This window comes from Streptomyces sp. NPDC017936 (genome assembly GCF_044328485.1).
Taxonomy (GTDB): domain Bacteria; phylum Actinomycetota; class Actinomycetes; order Streptomycetales; family Streptomycetaceae; genus Streptomyces.
In genome coordinates, this window is record NZ_JBIRHK010000001.1 from 61,405 (window position 1) to 74,979 (window position 13,575).

The window sequence follows — 13,575 nt, forward strand, 5'->3', positions numbered from 1 at the left end:
CCGCACCGCGAGCCCCGTCCGGCCCGCCGCAGACGGCGTCGGTGGTCTCCCGCAGCGAGGAGAGCGCACCGTGGGGTCATCCGTCCTTGGGAACTCACCGCAGCATCGACCGCTCGGTGGGTGCCAGCCGTAGCCGGTGCGGGGGCCTGGCCCACCGTGCCGAAAGGGTCGGCAGCACCTCCTCGTGCCAGCGTTCCGAAAGCCGCAAGCGATTCAGGTGGCGGTCGATGTGGTCTTCGTCGGTGAAGCGTGCGAACCATACGAAGACCTCCTCGTTCGTCCGTACCGGCAGCGCCGGGAAGGTGTTCGGGGCGTGTTCCGACTGCAGGTACGCCAGTGGCTCGCCGCCGGTCTCGGCCAGTACGGGCCACACGCGCTGCTGGAAGAACTCGACGAACGTCGTGTCGAACGGGCCGTGCCCGTACCAGATCGTGGCGAGGACGAGCGACGGCGGTGATGGCGCCGGCTCGCCGGGGGCCGGCCGGGCACCGACCGGCACCGGGAACCCACCGCGCGCCGAGGCCGGCCGCAGCAGCAGCACGTCGTCGGAGTCGATCATCGTCGCGTTCGCCTCGTCGCGGTGCGCCTGCCAGACCGGCCCGCCGTAGAAGCTCTCCAGGGCCTCGGCGCGGCGCGGCATGTCCTCGAAGCCGCGGAGCCAGACGAACCGGTCAGGGTCGTCCAGGTCACGGAACTGCCCCAGGACGGTCGTGCCCACCGCCTCTTGGGACTCGACGAACTCACGGTCGAACAGATCGATCAGCACGTCCCGCCGTCCTGGGTGCAGCGTGTACTGCCGCAGTTCGACGACCGGACACCGTAGGGCTTTCACCAGTCCTGCTCCTCGTTCAGCTGTTGGAACAATCTCCGCCACAACAAGCGGTGGGGCGACCGTCCGGCTACCGGTCTGTCGGCTGGTTCACCAGCGTCTCGCGCAGCACATCGGCGATCGACGTGTCCGCCAGCTCCTGCCGCACGGCCCGCTCGACCCGGCCGTAGACGCCGTTCAGGGCGGGCCGGATGCCTCGGCCGACCGGACACTCCAGGTTGGGCTCGGTGCGGTGCAGGCCGAACGGCGGCTGCGCGTCGACGGCGTCATACACCTCGAGCAGGGTGATCCCCTCGGGCTCACGGGCCAGGCGCCAGCCCGCACCGGCACCGCGGCGGACCTCCACCAGGCCGGCTCGCCGCAGGTCGCCGAGGCTGCGTCGGATGATCACGGGGTTGGTGTTGACGCTGGCCGCGACCTGCTCCGAAGTGAGGACCTCCTGGCCACGGCGCTGAGCCAGCGCCAGCCAGGCCAGCGCGTGCGTCGCGATGGTCAATCGGCTGTTCGCCGCCATCGCCCCTCCTCGTTTGTTGCAACAGCTTCTGTTGCAGCCACCTCCGCAGTCAAGTCACGTCAATCGTCCGGCGCTTGACGTGGGGCGGGACCGCTGCGCTCACGCCCCCGGGCGGTCGGGGGCGTGAGCGCAGGGTCCGAGGCGAGGTCAGCCGATGGTCAGGGTCCGCTGTGCCGTCAGGCTGCGGGACGAGCGTGCGGTCGCGAAGGTGTAGGAGCCGGGTACGAGCGTCCAGGCGCCCGTCCTCCAGACGGTGAGGTCCTGCGCGGGGATGGTGAGGGTGAGCCGCCTGGACCCCGCGGCGGGCAGGGTGACCTTCTGGAAGGCGACGAGGCGGCGGGGTTCGGCCTCCGCCGCTGCCGGCAGGGTGGCGTAGACCTGGACGACGTCGGTGCCCCGGCGTCGGCCCGTGTTGGTGACCGTCAGGCCGAGGGTGACGTGCTCGGCCGTCCGGTCGTAGGCGGCTTCGACGGAACCGTGGGCGAAGGTGGTGCAGGACAGGCCGTGGCCGAAGGGGAAGCGGGGCCGCTGCCCCTTGGCGTCGTAGTAGCGGCAGCCGACGGCGATGCCCTCGTCGTCGGAGACGGTGCCGTTCGTGCCGGGCCAGGTGCCGGTCGTGGTGCCCGGTCCCTGGCCGGCGTCCGCGGGGAAGGTGACGGGCAGACGGCCGGCTGGATCGCTGTCTCCGAAGAGGACGGCGGCGAGGGCGGTACCCATGCCGCGGCCCCCGTACCACGCCTGGACCACCGCTTCCACGTCCTCCAGCCAGGGGGTGGCGACAGGGCCGTCGGTGTTGAGGACGACGACCGTGCGGGGGTTGGCCGCCGCGACGGCGGAGATCAACCGGTTCTGGTCGCCGGGGAGTTCGAGTCGCTCGTGGTCCATGGCTTCACCGGCGACCCGGTTGACGACGACCGCGGCGTCGGCCGCGCGGGCCGCCGCCACCGCGGCGGGGACGAGCGAGTCCGGCTGCCAGCCGAGGGTGAGGCCGCAGGTGCCGGGTTCCGCGGTGGCGTTGCGTCGAAGGACGCGGCCCGGGCGACAGGCACGGGGAAGGCGGTGACGCCCTTCTCGCCCCGCAGCCCCGCCGAGGCGTCGACCATGGTCAGCGCCGGAATGCCCAGGTGGGCGACGGCGGCGAAGTCGCACCGGACCAGGGCCTCTTTCTCGGCGGCTGCCATCCGGGCGAGCAGGGCGTCCGCTCGCTGCTGCGGGGTGGTGCCGGAGGCGGCGGCCGCCCGGTCGATCACGGCCGGGGCCATGCTCATGGCCAGGGCGGTGAAAGGGGCGGCCGAGAGGAAGGTGCGTCTGTTCACAACGGCTCTCCGGGGCGGACAGGGCGGCTGGCCGACGGACCGCCGCAGGCGGGGAGGGACCATCGAGACCGTGAATGACCTGCATCCACCCGATGGATGCCACGACTCGAAATCCGGACGCCAGGAAAGCCCGACGCATTCACCCAGGAGGGAATGCGTCGGGCTTTCCTCATCGCCTGCGCCGCACGTGTCAGGCAGCGCTCGCGGCCAGTTTCGCCGAGTCCAGAACGTGCCTGCCGGGTCCGAGGCGGACCGGGGGGCAGCCGGGCAGTTCGGCCGTCGCCCGGCAGCCGTCCGGCACTTCGGCCTGCACGATCAGTCCCGTGCCGGTGGCCTCCCATGCCAACGAGGCAGTCCCGTAGGGCGTGTCGTGCCGGGTGCGGGCCCAGCTGATGCCGCCGCCCGGACGTGGGCGGAACACCATCTCGCGGTAGCCGGGAGCCGTGGCGGTGACACCACCGACGATCCGGTGCAGCCAGTCGGCGACCGCGCCGAGGGCGTAGTGGTTGAAGGAAGTCATGCCGCCGGGGTTGAGCGTGCCGTCGGGTCGCATGCTGTCCCAGCGTTCCCAGACGGTCGTGACCCCCATCGTCACGGGATACAGCCAGGAGGGGCACTCGGTCTGGGTCAGCAGGCGGTAGGCGACGTCGAGATGGCCGGTGTCGGTCAGCGCGTCGCAGATCAACGGAGTGCCGACGAAACCGGTGGCGATGCGGGCGTCGTCGGCGAGGACGAGCCGGGCCAGGCGGTCACCGGCCGTGCGCCGCTGCTGGGGGGCCAGCAGCCCGAAGACCAGGGCGAGGGCGTAGGCGGTGGGACTGTCGCTGGTCATGCGGCCTGAGTCGGTGACATACCGGCGGCGGAAGGCCTCGGTCACCTCCTCGGCCAGCGCGCCGTAGCGCTCGGCATCCCTCGTCTCCCCCAACTCGTGCGCTGACAAAGCGAGATGACGGGCCGAGTGGGCGAAGTAGGCGGTGGCGACGAGGTAGCGGTCGGTGCGGCCGGCCGCCGGGTCGTCCGGCGGTGCCGCCGGATCGAGCCAGTCCCCCAGCTGGAAGCCGGTGTCCCACAGCCGGCTCGGACCGGCGAGGCGCTCCACCAGGTCCACCCACGCCCTGGCCATGGGGTAGTGGCGGCGCAGCAGGGCGATGTCGCCGAAGCGCTGGTACAGCGTCCAGGGGGTGAGGGTGGCCACGTCGCCCCAGGCGGCGCCGGGCTGGATCGGCGTCCACATCGGCTCGCCCGGGATCACCGGGACGTACCAGGGGATCGTGCCGTCGGGCAGTTGTTCCAGGCCGACGTCGGTGAGCCAGGAGTCCAGCATGCCGGCGCAGTCGTACAGGAAGCTCGCGGTGGGGGCGAAGACCTGGATGTCGCCGGTCCAGCCGAGGCGCTCGTCGCGCTGGGGGCAGTCGGTGGGGATGTCGACGAAGTTGCCGCGCATGCTCCACACGACGTTCTCGTGCAGACGGTTGATCATCGGGTCGCTGCACTCGAACCAGCCGGTGCGGCGCATGTCGGTGTGGTGGACCCGGGCCGTGACCGACTCCGGTGTCAACTCGCCCGGCCAGCCGGTGATCTCGGCGTGGCGGAAGCCGTGGAGGGTGAAGCGGGGCTCCCAGGTGAGCGGGCCCCCTCCGGAGAGGATCAAGGTGTCGGTCGCGTACGCCTCGCGCAGTGGCCTGGTGGCCGGCTCGCCGTCCTGCAGGACCTCGGCGTGCCGGATCGTGATCTCCGCGCCCTCCGGGCCGTCGACGGTGACGCGGAGCCGGCCGACCAGGTTCTGCCCGAAGTCGAGCAGGTGGCGGCCGTCGTCGAGACGGGTCACGGCGACCGGGGGGACGTCCTGGGTGCAGCGCACCGGCGGACCCGAGGGCGCGACCAGCGTGGCGGGGTCGCGGCTTCCGGTGCGTGCGGGCTCCCGGTCGCCGGACTCCGCACGGCCCGGAGCGGACCGGCCGGGGTCGTGGAGCCGCGCGTCGTAGGTCTCCCCCTCGTACAGGCCGCTGGTCAGGACGGGGCCCGGCGCGGCGGTCCACGTTCCGTCGGTGGCGACGACGACGGTGGTGCCGTCGTCGTGGGTGATCTCGAGCTGGGCGATGAGGGCCTGGTCGGTGCCGTAGATGTTGCGGGTGCCGCCGTCGAAGCCGTACTTGCCGCGGTACCAGCCGTCGCCGAGCCAGGCGCCGATGGTGTTGGCGCCCTCGGTGAGGTGGCCGGTGACGTCGTGGGTGCGGTAGCGCAGGCGGTGCGGGTAGACCGTCCAGCCCGGGGCGAGCGCCTCGTCGCCGACGCGCCGGCCGTTGATCTCCACCTCGTACAGCCCGTGGGCCGACACGTACAGGCGGGCGCGGGACACCGGCCGCTCGAGGCGGAAGTCCCTGCGGACCCGTGCCGGACGGCGGGCGGCCTCCGGATCCTCGTCCCAGCCCGCTCCGACGGGCACCGCCCGCCAGTCGGCGGGTTCGAGGAGCCCGGCCTCGACGACGCCGGGCTCGCTCCATGCCGACGGCTCGGCTGCGGCCGGTGACCAGACGCGGACGCGGACGGCGACACGCTCACGAGAGGCCAGCGGCTCGCCCGGCCACGCGACCAGTATCTGGTCCGCCCCCTGCACACGACCGGTGCGATGGATCGTGCCGTCGCGGTCGAGTTCGAGTTCGTACGCCTCCTGGAAGCCGCAGCCTGGTGGCAGTGTCCACGTCAGGCGGGGTGCGGGGACGCCGATGCCTAGGCCGTCCGGGAGGTGTTCGAAGGACACCGAGGAGGGCTGAGGGGGGTGCAAGGGGAACCTTTCGTCACGTGCGCGGGAGCGGGTGGGTGGTGCGGCGGGCCGGGGTCAGCCCTTGACCGCTCCCGAGGTGAGGCCCTTCATGACCCTCCCGAGACCGTGCTGACGGAGGGCTACCTCGCCGCGATGGAACGCCACGGCCTCGCCGAGCACGCCCGCGTCCACCACGCCGCCTACTCCGACGAGGGCGGCTTCAAGGCCGGTATGACCCTGCTGACGGCCGAACGCCCGCCGACCGCCGTCATGACCGGCGCCGACGTCGCCGCCCTGGGCATCTACCGCGCCGCCCATGAACTGGGCCTGCGCATCCCGGACGACCTGTCCCTCGTCGGCTACAACAACACCGCCCTCGCCGCGCTCGCCCCCGTCCAGCTGACCAGCGTCGACCAGGCCGGGCACACCATGGGTTCCACCGCCGCCCGCCTGCTCGTCGAGCGGGTGGAGGGACGGCGGGACAGGGCGATGCGGACCACGATGACGCCACGGCTCGTCGTGCGCGGCAGCACGGCGGGGCCTCGGGGCCGCTAGGCCATGGACCGGCGGATGCCCGGTGCGCCCGCCGCACGTCGCCCACCGGAACCCCTTTCCGCCGAGGCGGGTCCCGGCCGCGGCGGGGACCGGATCCGCCGGGTCGGCGTCAAGGACGTGGCGCGCGAGGCCGGCGTGTCCCTCGGCACCGTCTCCCACGTGCTCAACCGCCCGGAGATCGTGGCCGAGTCCACCCGGCCGCGTGTTCTCGAGGTGATCGACTCGCTGGGTCACGTGCGGACGGAGGGTGCCCGGCAGTTGCGCGGCTGGGCCTCCCGTGTCCTCGCCGTCCTGGTCCACGACCTCACCGACCCGTTCTTCACCGCGCGGGCCTCCGGCGTGGAACAGGCCGCCCGGGAGGCCGACCTGGGCGTCATGGTGTGCACCGGCGCCCACCGGCCCGCCGAGACGGCGCGGCCCCTGTCGCTCATCACCTCGCACCAGGTCGGCGGCGCCGTGCTGACGTCCGGGGAGGGCGCCGGAGGCACCGCGGCAGCCTTCCGCCGCAGCGCCGTCCCGTACGTCATGGCCGGCCGGAGCGCCCCGCAGCCCGACGCCCGCTCCGTCGGGATCGACGACACGGCGGGGGGGCCACGCGGCGGTCCGCCACCTCGTCGAGCGCGGCCACCGCTCCCTCGTCCACGTGAGCGGGCCCGACCGCCTCCAGCAGATCCGGGACCGCCGCAGAGGAGCGCTCGGCGCCCTGAGCGGGGCGGGCATCGCGGCGACGGCCCTGCGGGAGCTGCCCTGCCCCGCCCTGACGGTGCGCGCCGGCCGGGACGCCGGGCACCGCGTCCTCGGCCTGCCCGACCGCCCGACCGCCGTCTTCTGCTCCAACGACCTGCTCGCCCTGGGGCTGCTGCAGGCCCTGTACGAGGCCGGACTGCGCGTACCGGACGACATCGCGGTCATCGGGTACGACGACATCGGCTTCGCGACGTCCGCCGTCGTGCCGTTGACCTCGGCGCGACGGCCGGCGGTCGCGATGGGACGGCGGGCCGGCCGCCTGCTCGTCGAGGACACCGCCCTGCGCGGCGCCGGCCACGAGCACGCACACGTCGTCCTCCAGCCGGAACTGGTCGTACGCCGGTCCACCATGGCGGCCCCGGCGCGTCGGACCTGAGGTCCCCGCCGGCCGGCCGGGCGCCGGCAGGGAGCCGAAGCGGTGTGCCTCGCGACTCAGTGGCCTCGTGCGAACCACGTCGCGAGGTGCGGCGCCTCGTCGCCGATGGTGGTGTCCGGTGCGGACGGTGGTGGCAGGGGGCAGCACCAGCAGGCGGTCGCCGACGATCCAGACGTGGTGGTCGACGTCCCAGGTGCCGCCGTCCAGGGTGAAGGCGCCGGAGGTGACCCCCCGTTCGATGCGCGTGCCGGCCATCCGTGCGGCGCGCGATCTCGGAGACGGTCAGTGCCGGCTCCTCCTGGCTGAACGCCTCCAGGATGCGAGCGGCACGGCACAGGACCGACTCCTGGTGAGGTGCCTCCGCCGTGTCATTCCTCGTCCGCGCGGGGCAGTCGGGCCCCGACCCGCGCGGCCGTCTCGCGCAGCCAGATGTGGGCCGCGTCATGGGTGTGCACGGGGTGCCACCACAGGGCTTCGCGCAGGGGCACCGCCTCGTACGGCGGCTCCACCACCCGCACGGCGGCGATGGGCATCAGCATCCGTGCCAGACGTGCCTGGATCAGGGCGATGCGCCGGGTGCCGGCGATCATCAGGGGCAGGAGCTGGAAGCTGTCGACGGAGACCTCGACGCGCGGTTCGATGCCGAGCATGCCCAGCTGCCGGACCGCGGGGGCGTCATAGGTGCGCTGGTACGTCACCCACGGCAGCCGGGCCAGGTCACGCCGGGTGAGCCGGTCCTCGACGCCGGGGTGGTCCCGCGACACGAGGAACACCCAGCGGTCGTCGTAGAGGTCGGTGGCGGGGAAGCCGCTGATCACGCCGTGCGGCATGAGCAGGCCGTCGGTGGCGCTCAGCAGGGTCGCGGTGTCGTCGACGACGGTCGACGGGGTCTGGGTGAAGCGGAGCCGGATGCCGGGGGCCTCCTCGTGCACCACCCGGGCGAGTTCGGTGCCGAAGAGGGCGACGGCGTAGTCGGACGCCAGCAGTCTGAACTCGCGGTTCTCCCTGGCGGGGTCGAAGTCGGCCTGGCTGGAGAAGAGGCGTTCCAGCACGTCGTAGGCGGTGGAGGTGCGGTCCAGGAGCACTTGGCCGAGTGCGGTCAGCTCGTAGTGGCCGCCGACGCGGGCGAGCAGGTCGTCGTCGAAGTGCCGGCGCAGCCGGGCGAGGGCCGCGCTCATCGCGGGCTGACTCAGACCGACGCGTTGTCCGGCCCGGGTGACGTTCCGCTCCTCCAGCAGGGCGCGCAGGGCGACGACGAGGTTGAGATCGAGGCGGGCCAGGTTCACGGATCGGTCCCTTGCGGTGAGGCGACGAGCGAGGCGAATAAACGCGATGGATGCCGTCCATCCACAGAATCTATTTCCCTGATCACGGGCAGCGGGTCCAGATTAGTCCCACCGCAATCAGGAGGACATGTCCGTGAAACCCGAACCCGCGTCCGCGCTCTTCGCCGGGCCGTTCGCCCTCGCCACCCTCTCGGCCCCGGACGGGCCGGAGTTCCCCGCCCTCGTCACCCCGGACGGCCAGGCTCTCGATCTGCGGGACGCCTTCGGCGACGACCGGCTGACCGTGCGGGACGTGCTGGACCGCTGGGAGACGGCCCTGCCGCGGCTGCGCACCCTCGCGGCCGACCCCGGCCCGGCCCGCACCGCCGTCGCGGATCTGCGCGTGCACGCGCCGGTGGCGCCGCGCCAGGTGTTCCAGTCCGGCGCGAACTACCGGCAGCACGTCATCGACCTGCACGTCGCCCACCGCGCCCCCGGTGACGACCGGCCGGAGAGCGAGCGGCGCGCGGAGGCCGCCGAGATCATGGACCGGCGGGCCGCCGAGGACCTGCCGTACGTCTTCATCGGTCTGCCCACCTCGATCACCGGCCCGTACGACGACGTCGTCCTGCCCGCCTGGGCGGAGAAGCCCGACTGGGAGCTGGAGCTGGCGGCCGTGATCGCCAAGCCCGCCCACCGTGTCTCCGAGGAGGAGGCGCTGGACCACGTCGCCGGGTACACCATCGCCAACGACCTGACCGACCGGGCCACCGTGTTCCGCCGGGACATGCCGCAGATCGGCACCGACTGGCTGCGCAGCAAGAACGCGCCCGGCTTCACCCCGCTCGGCCCGTGGATCGTCCCGGCCGAGTCGATCGCGAACCCGGACGATCTGCGCGTCACGCTGAGGCTCAACGGCGAGACCATGCAGGACGAGTCCACCAAGGACATGATCTTCAAGGTCGCGCGGATGGTGTCTTACGCCTCTCAGACCGCGCGCCTGCTCCCCGGCGACCTGGTGCTGACCGGCAGCCCGGCCGGCAACGGCATGCACTGGGGAAGGCTGCTGCGCGACGGCGACGTCATGGAGGGCACGGTCACCGGTCTCGGGGTCCAGCGCACCCGTTGTGTCGCGGAGGGCGCCGCGTGAACCGGCACGACCCCGAGGGCGCGATCGCCGAGGCCGCCGCGGCGTGCTCCAACTGGGGCCGCTGGGGCGAGGACGACCGGCTCGGCACCCTGAACTTCCTCGACGAGGCCAAGCGCCGCGAGGGCGCGGCGCTGGTGCGGCGGGGCGTCAGCTTCTCGCTCGCGCAGTCCTTCGACATGGACGGCCCGCAGAAGGGCTGGCGCCGGCGCACCAACCCCGTGCACACCATGCTGGACACGGGCACCGACGCGGCCCTCGGCAACCAGGGCTTCCCGCACGGCATCGGCGGCGCCGACGACGTCATCGCCATGCCGCTGCAGTGCTCCACCCAGTGGGACGGCCTCGGCCACATCTTCGACCACGGCAAGGCGTGGAACGGGCGGGCGGCCGAGAAGGTCGTCACCTCCGACGGCGACCTCGTCACCGGCATCGAGCACATGGCGCCGTACGTCGCGGGACGCGGCGTGCTGCTGGACGTCGGCCGGGTCGTCGGCACCGACGGCGAACTGCCGGACGGCTTCGCGATCACCGAGGAGCACCTGACGGCGACGGCCGAGGCGCACGGGGTGACCGTCGGCCGCGGCGACATCGTCCTGGTCCGCACCGGACAGCTCGCGCGCGCCCGCCGGGACGGCTGGGGCGACTACGCGGGCGGCCCGGCGCCCGGTCTGTCGTTCACCACGGCCGGCTGGCTGCACGGCACGGAGATCGCCGCGATCGCCACCGACACCTGGGGCTTCGAGGTCCGCCCGAACGAGTTCGAGCACGCCTTCCAGCCGCTGCACCAGGTCGCCATCCCCAACATCGGGCTCCTGATCGGGGAGATGTGGGACCTCGACGCGCTCGCCGCGGACTGCGCGGCGGACGGCGTCCACGAGTTCTGGCTCACCGCGGCTCCTCTCCCCATCACCGGCGCGGTCGGCTCCCCCGTCAACCCGATCGCCGTCAAGTAACACACGGAACAAGGGAGTTCCCTCATGAGCAAAGCCCGCACGGTCCTGGTGATCGGTGGTGGCGCCGCAGGCAACGCCGCGACGGTCTTCCTGCGTCGCGCCGGCCTCACGGTGGACCTGATCGAGGCCAAGGACGACTGGAACGCCACCGCCGGCTCCGGCATCACCCTCCAGGGCAACGCCCTGCGCGTCCTGCGCGAACTCGGCGTCTGGGAGAAGGTGAAGGCGTCCGGCTTCGGTTTCGGCTCCGTCGGCATCACCGCGCCCGACGGCACCGTCCTGCACGTCGCCGACGATCTGCGCACCGGCGGCGACGACCTGCCCGCCACCGTCGGCATGCAGCGCCCGCAGCTCCAGCAGATCCTGATCGACGCCGTACGGGCCAGCGGCGCCTCCGTGCGGCTCGGCACGACCGCCGAGATCCTCGACCAGGACGCCGACGGGGTCTCGGTACGGTTCTCCGACGGCAGCGAGGGCCGGTACGACCTGGTCATCGCCGCCGACGGCCTCGGGTCCTCGACCCGCGCGGCGATCGGCATCACCGACAAGCCGGAGCCGACCGGCATGGCCATCTGGCGCGTCGCCGCCCAGCGCCCGGCCGGCGTGGTCCGCACCGACCTCGCCTACGGCGGCCCCGCCTACATCGCCGGCTACTGCCCCACCAGCGACACCACCCTCTACGCGTACGTCGTCGAGGCCAACCGCGACCGCGCCTCCATCCCGCCGGACACGTACGCCGACGAGATGCGCCGGCTCACCTCCGCCTACGGGGGCTTCTGGCCGGAGATCACCGAGCGCATCACCGACCCGGCGAAGGTCAACTACACCTGGTTCGACCGGCTGCTGGTGGAGGGCTCCTGGCACCGCGGCCGGGTCGTCCTGATCGGCGACGCCGCGCACTGCTGTCCGCCCACGCTCGCGCAGGGCGCGGCACTCTCGCTGGAGGACGCGTGGGTGCTCGCCCGGTCGCTCACCTCCGGGGAGGCCTGGGACGACGCGCTCTTCCAGGCGTACCACGAGCGGCGCGTGGCCCGCGTCCGCCCGGTCGTGGAGGCGTCCGTGCAGATCGGGCAGTGGCAGCTCGACGGCGTCCGTGACGCGGACGTCCCCGGTCTGATGGGCCGCACGATGACGATGCTGCGGGAGCTGCCGTGAGCACGGCCCCCACCGTGGACGTCCACGCCCATGTGCTGCTGCCCGAGGTCGAGGCGCTGGTGGCCGGCCTGCCCGGACTGGCCGAGGCGAAGGCGCTGGACGCCCGGCGCAACGGTCCGGCGGCCCTCGCCGTGAGCGGGCCCATGGTGCGCGAACGCATCCCGGGACTGACCGACCCCGCCGTGCGGCTGGCCGCGATGGACGCCCAGGGCGTGGACGTGCAGCTGGTCAGCCCCTCGCCCTCGCACTACCACTACTGGGCGGACGAGGAGACGGCGGAGAAGCTGTGCCGGCTCGCCAACGAGGCGACGGCGGCCCACTGTTCCGCCGCACCCGACCGGTTGCGCGGGCTCGGCCTCGTGCCGCTGCAGCATCCTGACCACACGGTGCGCGCCCTCGACCACGCGCTGGACCAGGGCCTGCTGGGCGTCGAGATCTCCAGCCACGCGCCGGGGCGGGAACTGTCCGATCCGGCCTACGAACCCTTCTGGACCCGGGCCGAGGAGACCGGCGCGATCGTCTTCCTGCACCCGTTCGGCTGCACGCTCGACGAGCGCCTCGACCAGTGGTACCTGTCCAACACCGTGGGCCAGCCGGTGGAGAACGCCGTCGCGCTCTCCCACCTGATCTTCTCCGGCGTCCTGGACCGGCACCCGGGCCTGAAGCTGGTCGCCGCCCACGGCGGCGGCTACCTGCCCACCCACATCGGCCGCTCCGACCACGCCTGGACCGCCCGCTCCGACGCGGGCGCCGCCTGCGCCCACCTGCCCAGCAGTTACCTGAAGCGGCTGTACTTCGACTCCCTCGTGCACGACCCGCACGTGCTGCGCGAGCTGATCCGGGTCGCGGGGGCGGACCGGGTGCTGCTCGGCTCCGACTTCCCCTTCGACATGGGCACGGAGAACCCCGTCGCCGCGCTGCGCGCGGCCGGTCTGCCCGACGCCGACTTCCACGCCGTACGCGGCGGCAACGCCTCCGCCCTCCTCGTCAAGGAGTGATCCCATGCGCCTGCTCACCCACCTGCGGCACGTCGACCTCGCCGTGCCCGATTACGACAAGCAGCTCGACTTCTACGCCGGCGTCTGGGGCCTGACCAAGGTCGCCGAGGACTCCGGCATCTCCTTCCTGGCCGCCGAGGGCTCCCCGGAGCAGTACGTCGTCCGGCTGCGCAAGGCCGACGAGAAGCGCCTCGACCTGGTCTCCTACGGCGCCGCTTCCGCCGCCGACGTCGACACGCTCGCCGAGCAACTCCTCGCCGGAGGAGTGCAGTTGATCACCCGGCCGGGCAAGGTCGACACCCCCGGCGGCGGCTACGGCTTCCGCTTCTTCGACGTCGACGGCCGCACCGTCGAGGTCTCCGCCGACGTCGAGGTGCGGCAGCACCGCAAGATCGAGGAGAAGGAGGCGATCCCGGTCAAGCTGAGCCACGTCGTCCTCAACTCCCCCGACCTGAACCGCACCCGCGAGTGGTACGAGCGCCACCTCGGCTTCCGGCTGTCGGACACGCTGAGCTCGCCGCACATGGGCGAGGTCATGCACTTCATGCGCATCTCCAACCAGCACCACTCGATGGCGCTGGCCAAGGGCCCGCACACCTCCCTGCACCACATCTCCTTCGAGATGCGCGGCATCGACGAGTACATGCGCGGCTCCGGCCGCGTGATCCGCGCCGGGTTCAAGAAGATCTGGGGACCGGGCCGGCACATGGCGGGCGACAACACCTTCACCTACTTCCTCGACCCGCACGGCAACACCGTCGAGTACACGACGGAGCTGGAGTGCCTGGACGAGGACACCTGGCACCCGCACGTCTACGACTTCTCCCGGCCCGAGGTCACCGACCAGTGGGGCACCGCCAACCCCATGAACGAACTCGTCGCCAAGGAGTCGTTCAACGACCCCGACCGCGGCGTCTTCGTCGCCCCGCCCGTCTGATCCCACCCCTCGCTCC

11 protein-coding genes and 3 pseudogenes are annotated in these 13,575 nt (G+C 72.7%); 7 read left to right on the forward strand and 7 right to left on the reverse strand.

Translation table 11 applies throughout. The annotated features are described in order from the left end of the window. Positions 1–94: 94 nt before the first annotated feature. The 4 genes from ACH4F6_RS00230 to ACH4F6_RS00245 all read right to left on the reverse strand — a co-directional run bounded on the left by ACH4F6_RS00230 (position 95) and on the right by ACH4F6_RS00245 (position 5,420). On the reverse strand, positions 95–832 hold the full coding sequence (locus ACH4F6_RS00230) for an NIPSNAP family protein (protein WP_397957538.1): 738 nt from the start codon (positions 830–832) through the stop codon (positions 95–97). A 67-nt stretch (positions 833–899) separates the two neighbouring features. Continuing rightward, entirely contained in the window at positions 900–1,343 is a 444-nt protein-coding gene (locus ACH4F6_RS00235; protein WP_397957539.1) for an Rrf2 family transcriptional regulator, read from the reverse strand. Between the two features lie 147 nt (positions 1,344–1,490). Beyond that, on the reverse strand, positions 1,491–2,798 hold the full coding sequence (locus ACH4F6_RS00240) for a glycoside hydrolase family 3 C-terminal domain-containing protein (RefSeq protein WP_397957540.1): 1,308 nt from the start codon (positions 2,796–2,798) through the stop codon (positions 1,491–1,493). A 51-nt stretch (positions 2,799–2,849) separates the two neighbouring features. Then, the gene (locus tag ACH4F6_RS00245) at positions 2,850–5,420 is read right to left on the reverse strand and encodes a family 78 glycoside hydrolase catalytic domain (RefSeq protein ID WP_397957541.1); all 2,571 of its coding nucleotides are present in this window, start codon (positions 5,418–5,420) and stop codon (positions 2,850–2,852) included. Positions 5,421–5,549: 129 nt separating this feature from the next. Between ACH4F6_RS00245 and ACH4F6_RS00250 the strand changes: the two genes are divergently transcribed. Continuing rightward, positions 5,550–5,978 carry a LacI family DNA-binding transcriptional regulator gene (locus ACH4F6_RS00250; protein WP_397957542.1) on the forward strand — a complete coding sequence of 143 codons (429 nt, stop codon included), beginning with the start codon at positions 5,550–5,552 and terminating at the stop codon, positions 5,976–5,978. 3 nt (positions 5,979–5,981) lie between these two features. After that, positions 5,982–7,101: pseudogene (locus tag ACH4F6_RS00255) on the forward strand (LacI family DNA-binding transcriptional regulator). A gap of 156 nt (positions 7,102–7,257) precedes the next feature. On the opposite strand, the pseudogene ACH4F6_RS00260 reads toward ACH4F6_RS00255, so the two are convergent. The 3 genes and pseudogenes from ACH4F6_RS00260 to ACH4F6_RS00270 form a co-directional block, all read right to left on the reverse strand. Beyond that, positions 7,258–7,356 (reverse strand): annotated as a pseudogene (locus ACH4F6_RS00260) (MBL fold metallo-hydrolase); the annotation flags it as partial. Positions 7,357–7,390: 34 nt separating this feature from the next. Next, positions 7,391–7,546, reverse strand: a pseudogene (locus ACH4F6_RS00265) (hypothetical protein); the annotation flags it as partial. Then, positions 7,470–8,387, reverse strand: a complete 918-nt coding sequence (locus tag ACH4F6_RS00270) for a LysR family transcriptional regulator (protein ID WP_397957543.1) — start codon at positions 8,385–8,387, stop codon at positions 7,470–7,472. The pseudogene ACH4F6_RS00265 and the gene ACH4F6_RS00270, both read right to left, overlap by 77 nt. A gap of 127 nt (positions 8,388–8,514) precedes the next feature. On the opposite strand from ACH4F6_RS00270, the gene ACH4F6_RS00275 reads away from it, so the two are divergent. From ACH4F6_RS00275 to ACH4F6_RS00295, 5 genes are read left to right on the forward strand one after another with little or no spacing between them, the layout of a single operon-like run. Continuing rightward, positions 8,515–9,516 (forward strand): fumarylacetoacetate hydrolase family protein, encoded by a 1,002-nt coding sequence (locus ACH4F6_RS00275; RefSeq protein WP_397957544.1) that lies wholly within the window; start codon positions 8,515–8,517, stop codon positions 9,514–9,516. Further along, positions 9,513–10,469 (forward strand): cyclase family protein, encoded by a 957-nt coding sequence (locus tag ACH4F6_RS00280; RefSeq protein WP_397957545.1) that lies wholly within the window; start codon positions 9,513–9,515, stop codon positions 10,467–10,469. The genes ACH4F6_RS00275 and ACH4F6_RS00280 overlap by 4 nt, the downstream gene beginning before the upstream one ends. Positions 10,470–10,493: 24 nt before the next feature. After that, on the forward strand, positions 10,494–11,624 hold the full coding sequence (locus ACH4F6_RS00285; RefSeq protein ID WP_397957546.1) for an FAD-dependent oxidoreductase: 1,131 nt from the start codon (positions 10,494–10,496) through the stop codon (positions 11,622–11,624). Next, positions 11,621–12,622, forward strand: coding sequence for an amidohydrolase family protein (locus ACH4F6_RS00290; RefSeq protein ID WP_397957547.1), 1,002 nt, complete (start codon positions 11,621–11,623; stop codon positions 12,620–12,622). Before ACH4F6_RS00285 ends, ACH4F6_RS00290 begins: the two co-directional genes overlap by 4 nt. Positions 12,623–12,626: 4 nt before the next feature. Next, on the forward strand, positions 12,627–13,559 hold the full coding sequence (locus tag ACH4F6_RS00295; RefSeq protein ID WP_397957548.1) for a VOC family protein: 933 nt from the start codon (positions 12,627–12,629) through the stop codon (positions 13,557–13,559). The last annotated feature ends 16 nt before the right edge of the window (positions 13,560–13,575 follow it).